Raw genomic sequence first — 21,940 nt, forward strand, 5'->3', positions numbered from 1 at the left:
GTAAACGCATTGAGCGATCACTGAACACCACCGATGGCGACGTATTTGATTTCTAAATAATCTTCAATGCCGTATTTTGAGCCTTCACGCCCAAGCCCTGACTGCTTAACACCGCCAAAAGGAGCGGCTGCATTAGATACCAGTCCAGTGTTCACGCCCACCATACCGAACGCCAGGCGTTCAGAGACGCGGATGACTCGGTTAAGATTTTGACTATAAAAATAAGACGCTAAGCCAAATTCGGTATCGTTGGCACGGCGGATGACTTCTTCTTCATCCTCAAAACGAAACACTGGCGCAATCGGCGCAAAAATCTCTTCTTGAGCGACGCGCATCTGATCATTGGCATATTTGATCACTGCAGGTTTGAAGAACAGCTCACCTTGATCTTCAAGCTTACCGCCGCCGACGATCTCGCCGCCTTTGTCTTTGGCATCTTCAAGCAGCTCTAGGCTTTTATCGACGGCATCTTGATTGATCAAAGGTCCGATATCCACCCCTGATTTGGTGCCATCGCCAACTTTTAGCTCAGCAGTCTTTTCAATCAATTTCTCTACAAATGCCTCATAAATCCCCGCTTGAACATAGATGCGATTGGCACAGACACAAGTTTGCCCTGCATTACGATACTTAGCCGCGATCGCGCCTTCGACGGCAGCATCAAGATCAGCATCATCAAAGACGATGAAAGGTGCATTGCCTCCAAGCTCCATAGACACTTTTTTGATGGTGTCGGCACACTGTGAGAGCAGCTGACGACCCACTGGCGTTGAGCCTGTGAAACTAAATTTACGCACGCTGTCGTGCTGTGTGAGCACTTCACCAATATCCGAAGCCTTGCCTGTAATCACATTAAAAACGCCCGCAGGAATGCCTGCCTCCTCAGCGAGCGCTGCCATCGCCAACGCCGAAAATGGCGTCAAAGAAGCAGGACGAATCACAAAAGTACACCCTGCCGCCAAAGCGGGTGCCACTTTTCTGGCAATCATGGCATTTGGAAAATTCCATGGCGTAATGGCAGCACACACTCCAACTGGCTGCTTGATGACAAGCACACGCTCAGAACCTGATTTGGCAGGAATGGTATCACCATAAATGCGCTTACCTTCTTCAGCAAACCACTCAATATAAGACGCGCCATAAGCAACTTCACCACTTGACTCCTTCAAGGGCTTGCCTTGCTCAGCCGTCATAATCAGCGCAAGCTCATCTTGATGCTCCATCATCAAATCAAACCAGCGACGCATGATGTCAGCACGCTCCTGTGCGCTTTTGGCTTGCCAAGTCGTCAGTGCTCGCTCAGCAGCTTCTATCGCCTTTGTCGCTTCTTTGGCACCCATATTTGGGACAGTGCCGATGACTTCACCCGTTGCTGGATTCGTCACCTCAATGGTGCTTTTATTATCTGCTGGCAGCCATTGACCATCAATGTATGCTTCGGTTTTAAACAATTTTTGATTAAAATTCATCTCTTCCCCTAGTGTACTTGTCAATTAATTCGCTTAATTCATTGTAGGAAAGGACATCCATAATTTCAAGTTACCATTTGTTTAGCGATTTACAGATGATCTTAAGTTGTATTAAGAGTGTAACTATTTAACGCCGTACAAATACAAAACCGCTTTTTAACCAGTCGTAAAAAGCGGTTTTTGATCAGATTAATGGATTAGCCATCAATCACCAGTATAGCCTTTGAGCTTTAGGCGAGCGGCATGAAGTAGCGGCTCGGTGTAGCCTGAAGGCTGCTGTGCGCCCTTGAAAATCAAGTCGGCAGCCGCTTGGAATGCGATGCTGTTATCAAAGTCGGCAGCCATTGGACGATAGGCGGGATCGTCGGCATTTTGTTCATCAACAACTTTCGCCATGCGCTTTAACACCTCCCAGACTTGCTCTTCGGTCACCACGCCATGCTCAAGCCAGTTAGCAACATGCTGGCTTGAAATACGCAAGGTCGCACGGTCTTCCATCAGACCCACGTCATTGATGTCAGGCACTTTTGAGCAGCCCACACCCAAATCAACCCAGCGAACCACATAGCCCAAGATGCCTTGGCAGTTATTTTCAAGTTCGCGAGTCTTTTCTTCGTCACTCCAATTGGTATCGGTTGCCAAAGGAATGGTCAGCAAATCATCCAAGCTTGGGGCAGCTTGCTGTGCTAAGGCTTCTTGACGCTCAGCCACACTGCACTGATGATAGTGGATCGCATGGATGGTCGCGCCTGATGGCGATGGTACCCAAGCACAGCTTGCGCCAGCTTTTGGATGCTCAATCTTAGACTTATACATATCAGCCAACTCGTCAGGCTTTGGCCACATGCCTTTACCGATTTGAGCACGGCCCTTAAGACCTGATTGAAGACCGATGGCAACGTTACGCTCTTCATACGCATTAAACCAAGTCTGACCTTTGATCTCACCCTTACGGACAAATGGACCTGCTTTCATGGCAGTGTGAATCTCATCACCCGTACGGTCCATAAATCCAGTATTGATAAAAATGGTGCGATCTTTGGCTTTTTCGATGCAGTTTTTTAGGTTGGCAGAAGTACGGCGCTCTTCATCCATAATACCCACTTTCAAGCTCTTGGCAGGCAAGCCAAGCAGCTGCTCACTGCGCTCAAATAACTCAACAGCAAATGCCACTTCTTCAGAGCCGTGCATTTTTGGTTTTACGATATACATTGAGCCTGTGCGAGAGTTTCTGAGTGTATTTTTGCCCTTTAGATCTACAATCGTCAGCAGCGGCGTGATAACGCCATCCATGATGCCTTCGAACACTTCTTCGCCATCAACCAAAATGGTAGGGTTGGTCATCAAATGTCCCACATTACGAAGCAGCATCACCGAGCGACCATGTAGGGTTTGGGTATTGCCATCAAGATCAGTATAAGTGCGGTCTTCATTCAGACGGCGAGTGATGGTTTTGCCATTTTTTTCCATGACTTCGGTCAAATCGCCTTTCATCAGACCCAGCCAGTTGCGATAGCCCTCAACTTTTTCTGCCGCATCGACAGCAGCAACAGAATCTTCAAGGTCTTGAATGGTGGTTACCGCTGCTTCCAAGATCACATCTTTGACGCCAGCTTTGTCGGTTTGACCGATAGAGCTTGCTGCATCGACTTCAATAATAACATGTAAGCCGTTGTTTTTTAGGACAATTTGATTTGGTGCTGACGACTCGCCATTAAAGCCTGCCAGCTGCTCAGCCTTAGCCAAAGTCGTCTCGCCATCGCCCAATTTGACGATCAATTTACCATCGCCAACCGCATAAGCTGTCGCGTCAGCATGAGATCCTCCTGCCAATGGGAAAGTATCGTCCAAAAACTGCTTGGCAAATGCGATGACTTTCTCGCCGCGCACTGGATTGTATCCTTTGCCCTTTTCAGCCCCATCTGTTTCAGCAATCACATCAAAGCCATATAAGGCATCATACAATGAGCCCCAGCGCGCATTGGCAGCGTTTAGGCAGTAGCGCGCGTTACGCACAGGCACCACCAGCTGTGCACCTGCGATCGTTGCGATCTCATCATCGACATTTTCGGTGGTGATGGTGAAATCTGCCACTTCAGGCTCAAGATAACCGATTTCGGTTAAGAATTGTTTATAGCTTTCAAGCTCATAAGTATTGTTCGCGTGCCAATCATCGATCTTAGCTTGCAGCTCGTCACGGCGCTCAAGCAGCGCTTTGTTTTTTGGGGTCAAATCTTTGATGATAGATTCAAATCCTGACCAAAATTCATCACTTGAAAGACCTGATAAAGGCAGAGCTTCTTTTTCAATAAAGTTGAAAAGAATTTCATCAACTGCCAAACTGCCCTTTTGAATACGAGTGGTAGCCATATTTTTGTCCTTAAAATATTCTAAATTAAAATCAAAAAGGCGATGCTTTAACTGGGTTCTCCAATCAAAACACCGCCTTTGCAGATGTCAAAACATCATGAATAAACCATCGTGGAATTAGCCACCGAATTGGTTCATGGTGTTTTTGCTTGCGTCGCCTGCTTTTAGTGCATTCTCACCAGAGAAGATTTCTTTGTGGTCGTCACCGATATCCGAACCTGCCATCGCTTGGTGCTTAACGCAAGCAATACCGCCGCGGATTTCTTTACGCTGTACGCCAGCCACATACGCAAGCATACCTTCATCACCGAAGTAGCCTTTAGCAAGCTCATGCGTTGATAGTGCTGCTGTGTGGTAAGTTGGTAGCGTGATTAGGTGGTGGAAAACACCTGCTTCGCGCGCAGCGTCCGCTTGGAAAGTACGGATTTTTTCGTCAGCATCACGAGCCAATTCAGAATCATCATACTGTGCATCCATCAATTTGGCGCGGTCATAGCCTGACAAATCACGACCTTCATCAGCCCAGCGATCGTACGCTTGTTGACGGAAGTTGATTGTCCAGTTAAATGATGGCGAGTTGTTGTAAACTAATTTAGCGTCTGGTACTTGCTTTTTGATGTCATTGACAAAGCTTGCGATACCTTGAACGTCTGGCGTTGGGGTTTCGATCCAGATCATGTCTGCGCCATTTTGTAGTGAAGTTACGCAGTCAAGAACAACGCGGTCATGTTGAGTACCTTCGCGGAACTGATATAAACCTGATGGCAGACGAGTTGGGCGGTGTAGCTTACCATCACGCTTGATCAAGATTTCGTCTTCTTGCGCTTCAGAGATATCAATTTCAGTAGTTTCTAGGTAGCTGATGTACTTAGATGCTAGATCGCCTGGCTCGCGAGATACTGGGATTTTTTGAGTTAGGTCAGCACCTTCAGAGTCGGTTCGCGCTACAATCACACCATCATCTACACCTAGCTCTAAGAATGCATAGCGAATAGCGTTGATTTTGGCTAAGAAATCTTCGTGTGGTACAGTCACTTTACCAGCTTGGTGACCACACTGCTTAGCGTCTGATACTTGGTTTTCGATTTGGATGGCACACGCGCCTGCTTCGATCATTTGCTTAGTTAGCAAGTAAGTCGCTTCTTCGTTACCAAAACCTGCGTCAATGTCAGCGATGATAGGCACAACGTGGGTTTCAAAGTTGTCGATTTGTGCTTCGATTTCTTTGACTTTGGCATCGTCGCCTGCTGCTTCTGCTTTTTGCATCGCACGGAACAGATCGTTTAGCTCTTTTGCATCTGCTTGACGAAGGAAAGTGTAGATCTCTTCGATCAGCTTAGGCACAGCGGTTTTTTCGTGCATAGATTGGTCAGGTAGTGGACCAAATTCTGAACGAAGTGCTGCAACCATCCAGCCTGATAGGTAGATATAGCGCTTGTTGGTGGTGCCAAAATATTTTTTGTTGGCGATCATTTTTTGTTGAGCAATGAAACCATGCCAGCAGCCTAGCGACTGAGTGTATTTGCTGTTGTCAGCATCGTACTCTGCCATATCTTTACGCATGATCGCAGCAGTATATTTGGCGATGTCTAGACCAGTTTTAAAACGATTTTGTACAATCATACGAGCCGCATCTTCTGCGCGAATCGCATCCCAAGTACCGCCCAATTTTTCTTTTACATTACGAACATGTTCTAGCGCTGATTGATAAGTCATTGCTAACTCCTTTTGATTTGACAACTCAATAAATATCTTATAACAAGATTGCACCTTAGTGCCTAATGGCTGAGTGGGTGATTTTAGGGTCTACTAAAGTTACCGATCATCCCAACCGTTACATACAGAATACCCAAATTTACACGATTAATCCAATAGCCTTGCCCAATGTTCATCATTTTTAAAATAAATGGCTATGAAATTGTCATTAAATTTTCAAATAAATAATATCATATTGTCACTGAGGGTTGATTTGTCTCAGATTTTTTAAGTTGTCTATCATAATTTGTTTAATCAATATGATAAGATATTTTTTATAATAAAGCCAATCATCGTTGCCAAATTTATCTTTATCAGCGGTTTTTATGCTAAAATTATACACCTGTACCGCCAATAGATGATGACTTCGTGCCAATGGATGAGATATTTGACCACCACTCCCAAAGACTTGCCAGTTTTGTACTCGCGCAAGGGTCTTTGACTGCGTTATTAGAAGCACAGTCAGGTAAGCCTTTGAAAGTTGAAATTCTCCATCAAGGCTATCAGCCACTCACCTTTGCCCAAAAATCACAGCTTGGACTGCCCCCAAATCGCCCCCAAATGGCTTGGGTGCGCAGCGTCAAGCTATACGGCGATGGGTCAGATGCTTGGGTGCTTGCCAAGAGTATTTTTCCTTTGGCATCATTGACAGGTTCATTGGCGCGCCTAAAAGCACTGGGCACGACACCCATTGGCTATGTGTTGTTCAAAAAGCGGCGGCAGCTGCCAATTAAGCGTCATTTTTATCGATGTGATAATCAAATTGGTCGCCAAACGGTTTATGACATCGATGGGCGCAAAATTTTGATTGATGAGCTGTTTTTAGCAGCATTTGAAGCCTATTTGGATCAATGATGGCGTGGCTGGTGTGATTAAAATTAAACAGTTTGACTTTGGTTTTCTCGGCGAAAAAGCAAGCTTTGCCCTAGTGAAGATTGGGTAAATATGCTACACTAATCTTGGCTTTTTGTTCTCCTATCAAACAAGGAAAATTTATGTTTAAAGAAATTTCACTACATCAATACGATCCAGATTTGGCAGCACAGATTGACGCAGAGACTCAGCGCCAAGAAGATCACATTGAACTGATCGCCTCTGAAAACTACTGCTCGCCTGCGGTGATGGAAGCTCAAGGCTCATCATTGACCAATAAATATGCTGAAGGCTATCCAGGCAAGCGCTATTATGGCGGCTGTGAGCATGTTGACGTGATTGAACAAATCGCTATCGATCGTGCCAAAGAGCTGTTTGGTGCAGATTACGCCAACGTGCAGCCGCATTCAGGATCAAATGCTAACAGCGCCGTATTCTTGGCACTGCTTCAGCCGAATGATACCGTACTTGGCATGAGTCTGGCTCACGGTGGTCACCTCACTCATGGCGCTTCGGTGAACTTTTCTGGACGCAACTACAACGCGGTTCAATATGGACTAGACACCGAAACAGGTTTGATTGATTATGAAGAAGTTGCCCGCCTAGCACGCGAGCATAAGCCCAAAATGATCATTGCAGGCTTTTCGGCGTATAGCCAAGTCATCGATTGGCAGAAATTTCGCGATATCGCTGATGAAGTGGGCGCATATCTGATGGTGGATATGGCACACGTTGCAGGTCTTGTGGCAGCTGGCATTTATCCAAATCCAGTACAAATCGCTGATGTCACCACCACCACAACTCATAAAACATTACGCGGTCCACGCTCTGGCTTGATCTTGGCAAAAGCCAATGAAGAAATTGAGAAAAAATTGGCATCCGCTGTCTTCCCAGGCAACCAAGGTGGTCCGCTCATGCACGCCATCGCCGCAAAAGCTGTGTGCTTCAAAGAAGCGATGAGTGATGACTACAAAGCCTATCAAAAACAAGTGGTCGCCAATGCCAAAGCGATGGCTGCAGTCATTCAAGATCGCGGCTACGAGATCGTCTCTGGCGGTACCGAAAACCATCTGATGCTCATCAGCCTAATCAAGCAAGAGATCACAGGAAAGGAAGCGGATAAATGGCTGGGTGATGCACACATTACCGTCAATAAAAACGCCGTACCAAACGATCCAAAATCACCATTTGTTACCTCAGGCATCCGCATCGGTACACCTGCGATTACTACACGTGGCTTTGGTGAGGTGGAGTCTCGCGAATTGGCAGGCTGGATTTGTGATGTCTTAGATGCTCGCGGCGATGAAGCAGTCTTGGCAGCAACGCGTGAAAAAGTCGCCCAAATTTGCAAAAAACTGCCTGTTTATGAGCGTAATGTGAAGTAATATTGCTGACCCTATTTGTGAAAGTCGCTCAATCTTGGGCGACTTTTTTAAACTTATAATTTACTATCAAATTTACATCCTTTCATCATGAACCCTATCAGTAGCTCAAGCACACTAAACAGCCTCCACAAACTGGCTGATACCTGCCCATATGATTTTAGTCCGCCTGCGGGCGGGGCATATACCGATGGGTTTTTGGGTGCAGGGGGCGATCTGACGGTACCGACGCTATTACATGCTTATCGTTCTGGCGCCTTTCCTTGGTTTGATGAAGAAGATCCTATCTGCTGGTGGTCGCCAGAGGTGCGCTGCGTGATTGTGCCGAGTGATTTTTATCCCAGTAAATCACTGATACGCACCGCCAAGAAGCAGCCTTGGATCACCACCACCAATGCCGATTTTGATGCTGTTATGAATGCTTGTCGTGCGCCGCGCCGCGACACTTCTAAGACTTGGATCCATGATAATATGGTTTCGGCGTATCGACAGTTATTTAAAATAGGTGCGGCAGCAAGTATAGAAGTTTGGGCAGGTATGCCACATGACAGCGAGCTGATTGGGGGCTTATACGGGGTAAGCTTTGGGTCAATCTTTTGTGGAGAAAGTATGTTTCACAGGCGTACCGATGCTTCGAAAATTGCCTTTTGGGCGTTGATGCATTGGGCGCATGAATGCGGCATACAGCTCATAGATTGCCAACTTGAAAATCCGCATTTGATGCGCCTTGGGGCAAATTTGATGCCAAGAGATGAGTTTTTAGAATCGCTTCAAGATTTGGTGATGACGCCATGCTTGGGGATTTCGGGCGCTTCGATGCAAATACCTTGTATTGATTTGACTAATTCACCCAAATAATCTAAATATTTTAAGATAAATGTTAATAGATCTGGTGAAGATGATCAAGAATTCATAAAAAACTCCCATATCAGCAACGACCGATATGGGAGTTTTAAGAATTTGGCGGTGACGGAGGGATTCGAACCCTCGATACGCTATTAACGTATACACACTTTCCAGGCGTGCGCTTTCGACCACTCAGCCACGTCACCCAGGCTGATTATTATACTCAATAATTCAGCATTTGTCATTGGTTTTTTATTGTTGAAGTAGCCCAATATCCGCCACGCTCAGAAACAGTCCACGCACTTGATTTAGTAGCACCAAACGATTACGTTTTAGGGTTTCGTCATCAGCGTTGACCATGACATGATCAAAGAACTGCGTCAAAGGCTCCGATAAGCTCACAAGCGTCGTCAAAACCCCTTGATAATCACCATCATCATTCAAAGGCTGAACACTGGCTTTGGCGGATTCGATCGCTTCATACAGTGCCTGCTCGGCTGGTTCGATCAGATTTTGGGGATCTACAGCGCCTTGCACTGTGTCAGCTTTGGCAAGGATGTTTGCCACACGTTTATTATTTTCTGCTAAGATGCCTGCTTGTGGCAGTGCTCGAAACGCCGTCACCGCTTGGATACGCTCATCAAAGTCCATCGGCACATCCGTCTGTACTGCTTGTACCGCCTGAATCGTATCCACTGCGACGCCTTGCTCGCTGTACATCGCCCGATAGCGCGCATTGATAAATGCCATGACTTCTGTCAAGGTCTCATCGACATTTTCAAGCTTATCACCATAGCCCATTAAGGCCTTTTTAACCAAATCAGGCAAGCTTAGATGCAAGCGCTTTTCAATTAAAATACGCAAAATACCAATGGACGCACGGCGCAAGCTGAAGGGATCTTTTGAACCGCTTGGAATTTCACCAATCCCAAAAATCCCCACCAAGGTGTCCAAACGATCCGCCAACGCAAGCGCTGTGCCCACATCAGTTGCGGGTAGCTGATCACCGCTGAATTTTGGCAGATACTGCTCTTCGATGGCATCTGCCACCGCGTCAGGCTCCTGATTTAGGCGTGCATAATAAGTGCCCGCAACACCTTGTAGCTCTGGGAATTCACCCACCAACGTACTCGCCAAATCGCATTTGGATAACAGCCCAGCTCGGTGCGCTGCATCGGTATCAGCATCCATTTGATTCGCGATGAAAGCAGCCAAATTTGCCACACGCTCAGACTTTTCCCACAAGGTACCAAGCTTATCTTGGAACACTTGAGTTTTTAGGTGATTGCTCAGCTCAAACAGCGGCTGCTTTTGATCTTGTAAGAAAAAGAACTCAGCATCCGAAAGGCGTGGACGCACGACTTTTTCATTACCTGCGATAACCTCGGCAGGGTCTTTAGAGTTGATATTGCTGATAAAAATAAAATGCGGCATCAGCTTGCCTGCTTGATCAGTCAAGCAAAAATATTTCTGATCCGCCTGCATGGTGCTGATGAGCGCCTCCTGAGGCACAGACAAAAAACGCTCCTCAAAGCTTGCTCTTAACGCAACTGGCAAGTCCACCAAAGCTGTGACTTCATCCAACAGCTCTTGAGGGATGATCGCTGCACCATTGACCTCATCAGCCAATGTTTTGACTTGCGCCAAAATATCGGCTTGACGCTGATCAAAATCAGCAATCACTTGATGGTTTTTTAGTAAATTTTCATAATGATCGGCATGATCAATGACAAAAAAATCAGGTGAGTGATAGCGATGACCACGGCTTTGGTTGCCCGTCTTATGCCCTTGAATAGTGGCCTCAATCACGGCATCATCAGACATCAGCACCACCCACTGCACTGGGCGAACGAACTCATGGCGATCATTACCTGAGCGCATACGCTTAGCAATCGGCAAATCATCAAGCGATTTTTGTAAGATGGTTGGCATTAAATCGGTGATTTTTTCGCCTTTGATGGTCAAATCATAGGCAATGTATTCGCCTTTTTTATCAGCGATACGCCCTAGATCTTCGGCGCTAAGATTTCGCCCAGCGGCATTCAAACCCTGCAAAAAACCTTGACCTGCACGCGTCAACTGACCCGATTCATCAAACGCCGCCTTGACGCTTGGACCTTTTTTGGTTTCGATGCGGTCAGGCTGAAATTCGCCCACACCTGTGATGATCAGTGCCAGACGGCGCGGTGCAGCAAAGGCACGAATATCATCAAAGCCGATGTTTTGATCATTCAGCAAAGTTTGGACGCTATGTTTTAGGGCGTCGCGCAGTGTTTTTAGGTTTTTTGGTGGCAGCTCTTCGGTGCCAAGTTCAAATAAAATCGTGGTCATAAATCAGCCTTTTTTGCCCCATAAGGTGGCAAAGTTTACAATAATCAATTACCAAATTAGTCAAAAGTTTACACTCATTTTAACACATTTTTAAGACTAAAAAATCAAGCCGCCCAAAAAATCTGGACGGCTTGAGCTTGAATAAACCTTAAGATGTTATCAAAAATCACTCAGCACATATCAGCGCTTGGTGTAAGCTGCTTCAAAAATGCCGATGATTTCATCTTTATTGGCTTGCACAGGGTTGGTCAGACCACACACATCTTTAAGCGCATTGTCAGCTAGGACACCAAAATCTTCACGTTTGACGCCAAGCTCTTCAAGCGACTTAGGAATACCAACGATATCCGCCAATATCTTGATCGCCGAGATGACATCTTTGCCTTGCAGGTCAGAGTTATTATCGCCAAGTAATTTGCCAACATGCTCTAGGCGATCTTTGGCAGCTTTTAAGTTAAATTCTTCGACATGTGGCAGCAGTAGCGCATTACAAACGCCGTGTGGCAAGTCATAAAAACCGCCAAGCTGATGCGCCATCGCGTGCACATAACCAAGCGATGCATTATTAAATGCCATCCCTGCCAAGAACTGAGCATAAGCCATCTTTTCGCGTGCGTTTTTGTTGGTTGGCTCTTTGACGGCTTGTGGCAGATATTCAGCGATCAGCTCAATGGCTTGCTTGGCGCAGGCATCTGTCAAAGGTGTGGCTGCTGTCGATACATACGCTTCCACTGCATGCGTCAGAGCATCCATACCAGTGGCTGCAGTCAGTGATGCAGGCATGCCTTCCATTAGTTCAGAATCGTTGATAGAAAGCATTGGCGTTACATGCTTATCCACAATCGCCATCTTCACATGGCGAGTTTCATCTGTAATGATCGTAAAGCGGGTCATCTCAGAGGCAGTGCCTGCCGTTGTATTGATCGACACCAAAGGCAGCGTCGGTTTGGCAGACTGGTCAAGCCCTTCATAATCTTCAATTTTGCCGCCATTGGTCGCGACCAAGGCAATCGCTTTAGCGCAGTCATGCGACGAACCACCGCCCAAAGAAATCACAAAATCGCTTGAATGCTGTTTTAGCATCTCAAGACCATCATTGACATTTGAAACGGTTGGGTTTGGCTGCGCGCTATCAAAGACAGCCGCTTCGATGCCTTGATGTTTTAATTTATCCACCAATGTCTGCGCCATGCCCATTTTTGCCAGATCAGCATCGGTAACAATCAAGGCATTTTTAAATCCAAGTCGAACGATTTGATCCACCCCTTCATCTAAGGCGCCCGGCCCGATCAAATTGGTACTTGGCATGAAAAATTGAGATACAGTCATTGTTTACCTTCCTTAATAAATATATTTGTTAATGCTTCCGAGCAGATGAGCCCATCACGATTAGGATATCTTGGATTAATTTTCCCATAATGATTCTCTCATCGACTTAGGTTGCTCTTTTAGTATAAGCAATCTATATAACAAAATAAAGACATTCCAGAACTGGATATGCAGTATTTTAGTAAACAAATGTTTCTTTAAAATAACTAATGAAAAATTATCTAATCAAAATAAAAAAAGTGAACGAAAGTTCACTTTTTATCATACGATCTTACATCGCTACTCATCTTTTGGCAGCCATTTTTGTAAGGCTTCTGCCTTGTGCGCGTCATCCGCCAAAGGAAAGCCCAGTTTGGCACGCGCCTGGGTGTAGCTGACCGCCACTTTGCGTGCCAAAGTCCGTACACGCAAAATGTAGCGCTGACGCTCGGTAACCGAAATGGCGCCGCGCGCATCGAGCAAGTTAAAGGTATGACTGGCTTTTAGCACCATTTCATAGGCAGGTAAAGGCAAATTGACGAGCACCAAACGGTCAGCTTCACTTTCATAAAAATCAAACAGCTCGAACAGCTTATCGACATTGGCATATTCAAAGTTATAGGTGGACTGCTCCACTTCGTTTTGGTGGAAGACATCGCCATAAGTGACGCGCCCAAACTCACCATCCGCCCACACCAAATCATAGACACTATCGACGCCTTGGATATACATCGCCAAGCGCTCAAGCCCATAAGTGATCTCGCCTGTCACTGGGAAACACTCGATGCCGCCCACTTGCTGAAAATAGGTAAACTGGGTCACTTCCATGCCATTTAACCACACTTCCCAACCAAGCCCCCACGCGCCCAAAGTTGGCGACTCCCAATTATCTTCCACAAAACGCACATCATGCGTCAGCGTATCGATACCAAGCACCTCAAGCGATCCAAGATACAGCTCTTGGATGTTGGCAGGGTTTGGCTTTAAGACGACTTGAAATTGATAATAGTGCTGAAGGCGGTTTGGGTTATCGCCATAGCGCCCATCGGTAGGACGGCGGCTTGGCTGCACATAAGCGGCGTTCCATTTTTCAGGTGTTAAAGCACGCAAAAAAGTTGCGGTATGGAAGGTGCCTGCACCCATTTCCATATCATAAGGCTGCAAAACAACGCATCCACGAGATGCCCAATAATTTTGAAGTGTTAAAATGATTTGCTGAAAAGTCATAATTTTGCCCAAAGTCATCATAAAAATACAACCATTTTACTAGACACTGGGCTTTTTTTCTATTGATTTTTGCATTTGGCTCAGTTTGAAGGCAGGGCCAACCCAAGGATCGGCACTGCTAGTGGTGGGCACAGCTGATTTTTGTTATTTGATTTTTGTTATTATTGATGTGTTGTCTTAATTTATTATCTCGGTTTTTATGGGCATTTGATTTTTATTTTATCGCTTTTATTATCAAATCAGCTCGCAGCCACTTGGTGCCCTACTGCCCTAAATAGTCAGTATGATGTGCATACGATGCTGGCGTTGCATTTGGCATGATCAGCCAGAGCACTAAATAAATCAAAATCCCTGGCACGGCAGCCGATAAGCTTGAGATGATCACAAAGGCGATGCGCACCATATTAGGCGACCATCCCAGATATTCAGCGATACCGCCCATCACCCCTGCGATCATACGGTGATTGTTTGAGCGGTGCAATTTGACTAATTTTGACATACATTCTCCTAATCGTCTGATGGCTGCGGTATGATTACCATAGCCTTGGCTTAGTGAGTTAATGGTCATTTTTACCAGTAATTTCAAGCGATTTTTGGGTTTGGTTACGAAGTACCATAAAAACTTTACACAGCGTTATCGTAATCAGCAGATGACATTGATATGATAACACTGAGAGCGCTCAAGTATTTTATTTGAAATATTTTTTAACTTTAATCTTTAAATTTGTCAATTTATAAAAATTATTCACAAGGATGTCAGACAATGCAGCCAAGTCATACCGTTTTAATTGGGGATTTTGCACCGCTCACCCTTGGGATGCTGGCTGATATCAATCATGCGGCAGGGCTGTCTGACACACTGCACATCATCGTGCGCCCACCCAACCACTCGCCGCTCCCCAGTGGACGCACACCAACGCTTGCCGATGTGGTGCGATGGGTTCAAGTGGCGTGCCAGCCGTTTGGATTTGTTAAAGTTCATACTTTTGATAGCCTTGAGTTACCCAAAGAGTTACCCAAAATTTCTTTTGATTATCGGTATGACGATCATTTGGATGAGCAAGCATTTTTGGACATCTGTCAAGCACTTGATATCCCTTATAAGTCAGCCAAGATTGGCATCAAAAACCATCCTGATCAAGCACCGCCATTTTTACACCGCCTGCCCAAAACTTGTGATGATGCCATAGCCATATTTGAACAGCCTTTGGCTTACTTTCATCGCTTAGCGCCTGCTTGCCGATATTTTTATACCCAAACTGTGTGCATCGGCGGCGGCGAAAGCTCAGGCAAAACCACTTTGGTGCATAAGCTTGCCAATCACTATGGCGCAAGCGTGGCGCTTGAAATGGGGCGGTTATACACTCACAGTCACCTTGGTGGCAGCGAGCTTGCGCTACAATACAGCGACTATGTGCCCATTGCCATCAACCATGCCAAAGCCATTGATACCGCCATCCATGCTGCGACTGCACCCATCACCTTGATAGATACCGATTTTGCGACGACGCAGGCGTTTTGTGAGACCTATGAAGGTCGGACGCATCCACTGGTGGCGTCGCTGATCGAAAGTCAGCGCATGGATTTTACGATTTATTTGGATAATAATGTCGCTTGGATCGCTGATGGCATGCGCCGACTGGGAGATGATACCAAGCGCAGTGCCTTTGCTGAGCAGCTTTTGAGTATTTTGGCGCGTCATGGCATCAGTCATCATACGATTGATGATGCTGATTATCATACGCGATATCTTCAGGCGATCGCATGGATAGACCGCCATATTTTGGGTAGTTTATCAGATAGTTTATCAGATAGTTTATCAGATAATGGGCGCATTTCAGGGGAGGCAACTGATGAAAATTGAAATACTTGACAACATCACAGGTTTTGGTGAAAAAGATTGGACGACAGGCTGGGTGCTACTTTGGTTTGTCAGCGGACTGGTTGCACTGTTTATCGGCTTTTGGACAACCACTGATCAAACGCGCTTAGACTGGTTTTATTTTGCCATTTCAGTGGTCGGCTTAGTTTGTGTGGTGAGCCTAAGCTTTCGTAAAAACATCGCTGGCAATGGGCTTGGCATGGTCGCAACGGCAGGCGAGGTGGTGGTTCAAGGGACGTCTGGCGCAGTTGGTTTGATGCTTGCACCGTTATTTAATTTTTTTACGCATGTCTATGGCGTCAAATATTGGTCAAGTCATACCGATGCCGATGGCGATATGATCCCAAAATCAGCCAGCAAATATGTTTGGCTTATTACGCTGGGATTTATTGCCCTAGGTCTCATGCTATTTCCGCTCATTAATACCAAGCTTAGCGAACTTGGCTACGGCGTCATTGAGAATGATGGCAGCCGTTTTCTTGGCATGATCGATTTTTTTTGGATTAATGTGGTGGCGTTTGTGCTGTCCATTACCGCACAAGCTGCAATGATTTTACGCTACTCATTTAATTGGTGGCTGTGGATTTTGGTGAATGCCGTTTGGCTCATTGTCAATTTGATGACTGGTAATACCATTTTTGCCATTCAAACGGTGATCTATCAAATCAATGCCTTTGTAGGGCTGTATGGCTGGCACCGTTCTGAGCAGTTATCCCACTTGCAATCCCCTTAAAATTTGGCTATAGTGATCAAAACAAATAGGCTAACAAAAGGAGTTGTTATGTCGCTATTTTCAAGCCAAAAACCGCTCAATGTCTGGCTCGATGAATATGCCATCAGTCACCAAAATCCCACCAATAAACGCATTCATTGGCTGTGCGTGCCGATCATTTTTCTGTGCATTGTCGCGCTCATTTTTCTGATCCACCCTTATTTATTTGCTTTGGTTGCCTTGGGTGTGTTGTGGTTTTATTGGCGCTTATCGGCAGGTTTATTTATCCTAATGGCAGGATTTATGGCGATTTGTGTTGGTGTGACGATGGCGCTGCTTGGCTTGGGATTGGGGTTTTGGTTTTGGGTGGGCGTGTTTGTGGTAGCCTGGATTGGTCAATTCATTGGTCATAAAATTGAAGGCGCCAAGCCATCATTCTTTGAAGATTTGCAGTTTTTGTTGATTGGACCTGCATGGGTAATGCATGATCTTTGGCGCCGCACCAGTACATTGGGCCGCTCATAATTCAGCTGGTACATAAAAAAGCCGTTTTTAGGATGGCTTTTTTATGGCTGCTTAAGGTAGGGCCAAGCGGCTCTTAGATAAATGATCATTGACCAAAGCGTCAAAATCACCGCGATGACCATCAGCACATAGCCGATCATCTCAAGCGATTGCCAATTGAGCAAAAATACAGTGATGGCAATCATCTGAAATGTGGTTTTGAGTTTGCCGACATAGGATACTGCGACACTCGTGCGCGCACCAAGCTCGGCCATCCACTCACGCAGCGCCGATACCGCAATCTCACGCGAAATAATCACAATCGCGCTCGTTGCCATCACGATATTTGGATGCCACTGCACAAGGACGATCAGCGCAGCGGCGACCATCAGCTTGTCTGCCACAGGGTCCAAGAACCGCCCAAACGCCGATGTGATATTCATACGACGAGCCAAATAACCATCCAGCCAGTCTGTCACCGCCGCCAAAACGAACAGCAGCGTCAAGATCAAATGCCTAAGCATACTATCACTATAATCCATCATCCCTAAGCGCGCGATGGCATTATCAGGAATCGCAGGCATACCAATGCCAAGCGCTGGCGGCCAATAGGCGATCGCCACAAACAAAGGAATCATCACAATGCGCGCAATGGTCAGATTATTAGGTAAATTAAATACTGAGAGTTTTTTGACTTGCTCAGATTGTGGATTTGAACTCATGCAGCTTGGTTTTTGATAAATTTGTATTATGATACCGAATTTTTGGGCGATTTGCTATGGATTTTACTGAATTTCAGTGATTTCAAATCGTGCTTTTGGCTGCCAAAAATGCTACCATAAGTCGCCTTTTATTTTATTTATCCTCGGTGAGTTTTTGTGAGCATAAGTGTAGATACCCTTATCGTCGGCGCGGGGGCTTCGGGGCTGTTTTGCGCCTTCAATGCAGCCGCGTATGGCAAATCGGTGCTCGTGATTGATCATGCCAATAAAGCTGGCAAAAAAATTCTCATGTCTGGCGGCGGGCGATGTAATTTTATCAATCGCCAAGTTGAGCCGCGTCATTTCATCAGCCAAAATCCGCATTTTGTCAAATCTGCCTTATCAAAATATCAGCCAGAAGATTTCATCGCATTGGTCGATCGTCATCAGGTGGCTTATCAAGAGCGCGAGTATGGTCAGCTGTTTTGTGAGCACAGCGCCAAAGATATCTTGGCGATGCTGCTCAATGAATGCCGCACTGCTGGCGTTCAGATTCGGCTGGATACGGCAGTTGAGCGTATTTGCGCCAACGACGCAGGGTTTATGGTCAGCGCCAATCACAAGCGCGATGATTTGGCGATCACCATACAAGCAAGCTCATTGGTGATCGCCACTGGCGGCTTATCTATTCCGACACTTGGAGCCAGTGGCTTTGGTTATCAAGTGGCGACCCAATTTGGGCATCAAATCATCCCAACTCGTGCAGGATTGGTGCCTTTTACTTTTACCGATAAAACAGGTGAGATGATCAAGTCATTGGCAGGACTAAGCCTAGATGTGGTTGCTTATAATGACAAGGCATCATTTGCACTGCCGATGTTATTTACGCATCGCGGTTTGTCAGGTCCTGCCATGCTACAGCTGTCAAACTATTGGCAATTAGGTGAGCACATCACCATCGATCTTTTACCACACCAAGATATGATCCAGTATCTTTTGGATGCCAAGCGCGCCCACCCTAAGCAGCTGATACGCACTGCGCTGATACCCCTACTGCCTAAAAAGCTCATCACGGCACTTGAGGTGCTTTTGTGGCAGGCATATCAAGACATTGAGCTTGCCAATCTAAAAGATGACATCATCCGTCACATTGGCGCACAGCTGAATGCTTGGACACTCAAACCAAGCGGTACCGAGGGCTATCGTGTGGCAGAAGTGACTTTGGGCGGCGTTGATACGCGTGAGGTGTCAGGCAAGACGATGGAATCACGCTTGCAGCCAAATTTGTATTTCATTGGCGAGGTGCTTGATGTGACAGGCTGGCTAGGTGGTTACAATTTTGCTTGGGCATGGGCGAGCGCTTATGCGTGCGCCGAAAGTATTGGCATGCGGTGGTAATCACACTAAGAATACACCAAGCCTAAGTTTATCAAATCCAAACTTGGGCTTGGTGTATGTAGGCATTGGCGGACTTAGCTCAATACTAGCCCAATTTTTTGATCTCAAAACCCATCTGAGTGAGTACAGACTCAGATTCCATCGGCGCAAGCGATGCTTTATAGCACGGCTGATCTTTGAGATATTTTCTTGCCACACGCTTTAGATCGTCGATAGTGACCGACAAGATATTGGCACGTAGCTGCTGCTGCCACGCTTGATCACGGTGATGCAGCTCGCTAAAGCATGACTTAACCGCTTCGCCTGCAGGCGAGCCTGGCTTATCCATACCTGAGACAATCCCCAAAATCGCTTCGTGCAGCTGTTCGGTCTCGTGCTCATTTTCCAAAAGCCAATCAATGCTTTTGTCAAAATGTGCAAAAGTCTCGGCACAGTGTGGATCGCGGTAGCTATAAAAACGAAACGCCGCAGCATTGCTATCAAAACTGGCGCCGCCGCCATATGCACCACCCTTTTCTCTGATGGCACTATGCAAATACCCATGACGCAAAAATGGCGCAAGTACCATCAAAGCTGGCGTATCTGCATGCCCTGAAGTAGTCGCCTGATAAGCTGCGGCATTATGATAGACATTAGTTGAGATCAGCCAAGCGGTTTTTGGTGCATCATCTTCACGCACACCATTTAATGTATCAAATACAAGCGGCTCATGCGACCACTCATCTGATGTATCGGCTTTTGGTGCATTGATGTGCTTTGAGATTTCATTTAATAACTCTTGACTTGCCTGCTCTTCACACACAAGCAGCACCTGCTTTGGTAAGCCTATCAAGGCTTGGTGCAGCTCACTGAGTCGATGGCATAGACTGTCCCACAGCGCCTCATCCGACTGCGCGGATGCCAAAAATGATTTGAGCGCTGCTAATGCAGGCAAGCCAGAGTAGGCATATTCGGTACGCGCCTGACGACTCATCTGACGAGAGGCTGTCTGCATGGCATAGGCGTGCCCCGCTCCAGCCAGCCGAGCCTGCCAGCTGCTTTGCTTTTGCTGTAAAATCTCACGAATGCGGTCTGTTTCACTAAAAATTGAGTCATTGACCACCTCACTGACCAGCTCAATGGCTTCAAGTTTACGATTCAATGCGCGCGTGGCAACCACAAAATAACTGCTTAGCCTCTGAGGATCTGCCAAATCTGTGCGCTGACTGATGCGCGCTGTCACGCCAGAGGAATGCGACGCTTGCACCGCTTGAAAAGTCCGCGCGTCATATTTTTTGGTACCTACTTCCGACAAAAGCGTCAAGTACAGTGGCAACAGTGGATTATTCATCACCTGATCTATCATCTCATCGGTTAGCGGTGTGATCACTTGATAATAATACAGTCCATTGGTGCCTGCATGATACAGATGCACAGGGTATTCTTGATCGTCTGCCGTCAGCGTGGTCTTAATGCCTTGAGTGAATGCCACTTGGCTTGGCACATCTTCAAGCCCCACTTTTGGCAATACGCTGATATCATCAGGTACCGCTTGGCGAGCTTTCAATGCCAAAGCCTGCTTGATCAGCACTTGTTTATCATCATCGCTGAGCGTCGCATCCAAGGCTGCCAAAGCAGCGTGCTCATCAGCAATCAGGCGCGCCGCTTTTTGGGTATCGGGCGACAGCGTCAAGCGGATGCGGTGCGGATTATCAATCAAATATTCACGAATCAAATTTTGTACCCAATTTGGCTCTTGGGCTTTTTGTTTGAGCCATGCTAAGTGCTCATCAATCTGCCACACATCCAATGGATCTCCGCCATGAATCGCGGTACTAAACGCCTCAAGCATCAAGGTAAGCCCATACGGCATGCTATCGCCGCCGATATGACGCTGATCAATTTCGATTTGATGTAAAATGGTTTCAATGACTTCTTGGGAAATTGGATTGTCGGCAATTTGGTTTAATAACGCCAAAATCCCCTGTTCTAATTCTTCGGCATGTTCAGGCTCCGAACCACGCACACCAGCATAAAACGTCATCTGATAATGACTGTCATCAAGCCCAAGCAGCGGACTTGGCGCGGTCGCAAGTGGATGACTTTCTAAATACGCACGCAAAGGCGAGCCGCTGTGTTCAGACAGCACCCCCTCCACTAAGCGCAGCGACAGGCGCAGGCGTGGATCGGTGATCGTTGGCAAAAGCCATGCCAGTACATGATGGGTCATCTGCTGATCGGCGCTGTCTGAACTGTAAGTGTCATTCACTTGGATTGGCGCATCCAAAGACTTTTCAAGCACAGATGAAAATTTTCTACCTTTTGCTGGTCGTTGGATGTCATCAAAGCGTGACAAAGCCTCATCATGAATCCTAGCTTGGATGTCATCGACTGCGATATCGCCAAAGCTCATGATAGTGGCATTGCTTGGGTGATAATGCGCCTGATGAAACGCCACCAAATCTTCATGTGTCAGATCAGGGATCTTGGCAGGATCGCCGCCCGAATTATAGTGGTAAGTCGTCGTCGGAAACAGATGCGGTGCTAAGGCATAATACAGCTGATCGATCTCGCCACTCATCGCCCCTTTCATTTCATTAAATACAATACCGTGGTATTCAGGCTGATTGTCTTGATTGATCTCAACGCGAATACCCTCTTGAGCAAAGTCAAGCGGATGAATATTGGGAAAAAACACCGCATCCAAATACACCGACAATAAATTAAAAAAGTCTTTTTTATTTTGACTGGCAAAGGGATAAACCGTCCAATCACTCGCTGTCATCGCATTCATAAAAGTATTCAAAGACCGCTTAATCATACTAAAAAATGGGTCGCGCACGGGGTATTTTTCGGAGCCGCACAGCACCACATGCTCTAGGATGTGTGCCTCGCCGCGCGATGTCATCGGCTGCGTCGCAAAGCCAATCATCAGGGCATTTTCGCTATGATCGCACGCCAAATGATAATGGATGGCACCAGTGGCAAGGTGGCGCGAAGTCAAAACGGTGATGTCAAGTGCCTCAATGCTGCGCTTGTCGATCAGCTCAAAACTTGAATGAAGTATCGTCATGAAATTGTCCAAAATTTTGGTTAAACTGTTTATTAAGTCATATATTTATCTAAAAAAGTGTGTTATTTTAACATAATTATGCTCTCTTATGCGCTTTGATCCATCAAAGACATCTGTTTAAGCGATTTTT

Annotated in this window: 16 protein-coding genes and 1 tRNA gene; 7 read left to right on the plus strand and 10 right to left on the minus strand. The window is 46.3% G+C overall.

Translation table 11 applies throughout. The features are described 5' to 3' along the window. Window positions 1–17: 17 nt before the first annotated feature. The 3 genes from AO382_RS06750 to AO382_RS06760 all read right to left on the minus strand — a co-directional run bounded on the left by AO382_RS06750 (window position 18) and on the right by AO382_RS06760 (window position 5,555). On the minus strand, window positions 18–1,469 hold the full coding sequence (locus AO382_RS06750; RefSeq protein ID WP_064619302.1) for an NAD-dependent succinate-semialdehyde dehydrogenase: 1,452 nt from the start codon (window positions 1,467–1,469) through the stop codon (window positions 18–20). 204 nt (window positions 1,470–1,673) lie between these two features. After that, window positions 1,674–3,839: a malate synthase G gene (locus AO382_RS06755; RefSeq protein WP_064619305.1), complete on the minus strand. Its 2,166-nt coding sequence runs from the start codon at window positions 3,837–3,839 to the stop codon at window positions 1,674–1,676. Window positions 3,840–3,956: 117 nt separating this feature from the next. Next, window positions 3,957–5,555 carry an isocitrate lyase gene (locus AO382_RS06760; RefSeq protein WP_064611551.1) on the minus strand — a complete coding sequence of 533 codons (1,599 nt, stop codon included), beginning with the start codon at window positions 5,553–5,555 and terminating at the stop codon, window positions 3,957–3,959. 408 nt (window positions 5,556–5,963) lie between these two features. Here AO382_RS06760 and AO382_RS06765 point away from each other — a divergent pair, with 408 nt between their 5' ends. From AO382_RS06765 to aat, 3 genes are all read left to right on the plus strand, one after another. Further along, a complete protein-coding gene (locus AO382_RS06765) occupies window positions 5,964–6,449 on the plus strand; it encodes a chorismate--pyruvate lyase family protein (RefSeq protein ID WP_064619308.1) in 486 nt (161 codons plus the stop codon). A 140-nt stretch (window positions 6,450–6,589) separates the two neighbouring features. Continuing rightward, window positions 6,590–7,852, plus strand: a complete 1,263-nt coding sequence (glyA, locus tag AO382_RS06770; protein ID WP_064619311.1) for a serine hydroxymethyltransferase — start codon at window positions 6,590–6,592, stop codon at window positions 7,850–7,852. 87 nt (window positions 7,853–7,939) lie between these two features. Then, window positions 7,940–8,707, plus strand: a complete 768-nt coding sequence (gene aat, locus AO382_RS06775; protein WP_064619314.1) for a leucyl/phenylalanyl-tRNA--protein transferase — start codon at window positions 7,940–7,942, stop codon at window positions 8,705–8,707. Window positions 8,708–8,810: 103 nt separating this feature from the next. Here the strand turns inward: aat and AO382_RS06780 are convergent. The 5 genes from AO382_RS06780 to AO382_RS06800 all read right to left on the minus strand — a co-directional run bounded on the left by AO382_RS06780 (window position 8,811) and on the right by AO382_RS06800 (window position 14,060). Beyond that, window positions 8,811–8,901 (minus strand) — tRNA-Ser (locus tag AO382_RS06780). Window positions 8,902–8,947: 46 nt separating this feature from the next. Then, window positions 8,948–11,026, minus strand: a complete 2,079-nt coding sequence (gene glyS, locus AO382_RS06785; protein ID WP_064619318.1) for a glycine--tRNA ligase subunit beta — start codon at window positions 11,024–11,026, stop codon at window positions 8,948–8,950. A 180-nt stretch (window positions 11,027–11,206) separates the two neighbouring features. Continuing rightward, window positions 11,207–12,355 (minus strand): iron-containing alcohol dehydrogenase, encoded by a 1,149-nt coding sequence (locus AO382_RS06790; protein ID WP_064611556.1) that lies wholly within the window; start codon window positions 12,353–12,355, stop codon window positions 11,207–11,209. A gap of 279 nt (window positions 12,356–12,634) precedes the next feature. Continuing rightward, on the minus strand, window positions 12,635–13,561 hold the full coding sequence (gene glyQ / locus AO382_RS06795) for a glycine--tRNA ligase subunit alpha (RefSeq protein ID WP_400260270.1): 927 nt from the start codon (window positions 13,559–13,561) through the stop codon (window positions 12,635–12,637). Between the two features lie 262 nt (window positions 13,562–13,823). Next, window positions 13,824–14,060 (minus strand): PspC domain-containing protein, encoded by a 237-nt coding sequence (locus AO382_RS06800; protein ID WP_064611557.1) that lies wholly within the window; start codon window positions 14,058–14,060, stop codon window positions 13,824–13,826. Window positions 14,061–14,324: 264 nt separating this feature from the next. Between AO382_RS06800 and nadR the strand changes: the two genes are divergently transcribed. The 3 genes from nadR to AO382_RS06815 are packed head-to-tail and all read left to right on the plus strand — an operon-like array spanning window position 14,325 to window position 16,680. Next, window positions 14,325–15,425 (plus strand): multifunctional transcriptional regulator/nicotinamide-nucleotide adenylyltransferase/ribosylnicotinamide kinase NadR, encoded by a 1,101-nt coding sequence (gene nadR / locus AO382_RS06805; RefSeq protein WP_064619322.1) that lies wholly within the window; start codon window positions 14,325–14,327, stop codon window positions 15,423–15,425. Further along, complete coding sequence (gene pnuC / locus AO382_RS06810) at window positions 15,415–16,176, plus strand: nicotinamide riboside transporter PnuC (RefSeq protein ID WP_064619325.1); 762 nt, start codon at window positions 15,415–15,417, stop codon at window positions 16,174–16,176. Before nadR ends, pnuC begins: the two co-directional genes overlap by 11 nt. Before the next feature lie 48 nt (window positions 16,177–16,224). Beyond that, window positions 16,225–16,680, plus strand: coding sequence for a DUF962 domain-containing protein (locus tag AO382_RS06815; RefSeq protein ID WP_064619328.1), 456 nt, complete (start codon window positions 16,225–16,227; stop codon window positions 16,678–16,680). Between the two features lie 41 nt (window positions 16,681–16,721). Here AO382_RS06815 and pgsA read toward each other — a convergent pair whose 3' ends face one another. Further along, a complete protein-coding gene (pgsA, locus tag AO382_RS06820; protein ID WP_064611722.1) occupies window positions 16,722–17,381 on the minus strand; it encodes a CDP-diacylglycerol--glycerol-3-phosphate 3-phosphatidyltransferase in 660 nt (219 codons plus the stop codon). A 156-nt stretch (window positions 17,382–17,537) separates the two neighbouring features. On the opposite strand from pgsA, the gene AO382_RS06825 reads away from it, so the two are divergent. Further along, on the plus strand, window positions 17,538–18,758 hold the full coding sequence (locus tag AO382_RS06825) for an NAD(P)/FAD-dependent oxidoreductase (protein ID WP_064619331.1): 1,221 nt from the start codon (window positions 17,538–17,540) through the stop codon (window positions 18,756–18,758). Between the two features lie 85 nt (window positions 18,759–18,843). On the opposite strand, the gene AO382_RS06830 is transcribed toward AO382_RS06825, so the two are convergent. Beyond that, window positions 18,844–21,810, minus strand: coding sequence for an insulinase family protein (locus AO382_RS06830; RefSeq protein WP_064619334.1), 2,967 nt, complete (start codon window positions 21,808–21,810; stop codon window positions 18,844–18,846). Between the last annotated feature and the right edge of the window lie 130 nt (window positions 21,811–21,940).

The sequence above is a fragment of the Moraxella catarrhalis genome (assembly GCF_001656295.1).
GTDB lineage: Bacteria > Pseudomonadota > Gammaproteobacteria > Pseudomonadales > Moraxellaceae > Moraxella > Moraxella veridica.

Bases quoted from the DNA above. Each gene is read 5' to 3' on its own strand.
- AO382_RS06750 (WP_064619302.1), bottom strand. From the start codon at position 1,469: ATGAATTTTAATCAAAAATTGTTTAAAACCGAAGCATACATTGATGGT.
- AO382_RS06755 (WP_064619305.1), bottom strand. From the start codon at position 3,839: ATGGCTACCACTCGTATTCAAAAGGGCAGTTTGGCAGTTGATGAAATT.
- AO382_RS06760 (WP_064611551.1), bottom strand. From the start codon at position 5,555: ATGACTTATCAATCAGCGCTAGAACATGTTCGTAATGTAAAAGAAAAA.
- glyA (WP_064619311.1), top strand. From the start codon at position 6,590: ATGTTTAAAGAAATTTCACTACATCAATACGATCCAGATTTGGCAGCA.
- aat (WP_064619314.1), top strand. From the start codon at position 7,940: ATGAACCCTATCAGTAGCTCAAGCACACTAAACAGCCTCCACAAACTG.
- glyS (WP_064619318.1), bottom strand. From the start codon at position 11,026: ATGACCACGATTTTATTTGAACTTGGCACCGAAGAGCTGCCACCAAAA.
- AO382_RS06790 (WP_064611556.1), bottom strand. From the start codon at position 12,355: ATGACTGTATCTCAATTTTTCATGCCAAGTACCAATTTGATCGGGCCG.
- glyQ (WP_400260270.1), bottom strand. From the start codon at position 13,561: ATGACTTTTCAGCAAATCATTTTAACACTTCAAAATTATTGGGCATCT.
- AO382_RS06800 (WP_064611557.1), bottom strand. From the start codon at position 14,060: ATGTCAAAATTAGTCAAATTGCACCGCTCAAACAATCACCGTATGATC.
- nadR (WP_064619322.1), top strand. From the start codon at position 14,325: ATGCAGCCAAGTCATACCGTTTTAATTGGGGATTTTGCACCGCTCACC.
- pnuC (WP_064619325.1), top strand. From the start codon at position 15,415: ATGAAAATTGAAATACTTGACAACATCACAGGTTTTGGTGAAAAAGAT.
- AO382_RS06815 (WP_064619328.1), top strand. From the start codon at position 16,225: ATGTCGCTATTTTCAAGCCAAAAACCGCTCAATGTCTGGCTCGATGAA.
- pgsA (WP_064611722.1), bottom strand. From the start codon at position 17,381: ATGAGTTCAAATCCACAATCTGAGCAAGTCAAAAAACTCTCAGTATTT.
- AO382_RS06830 (WP_064619334.1), bottom strand. From the start codon at position 21,810: ATGACGATACTTCATTCAAGTTTTGAGCTGATCGACAAGCGCAGCATT.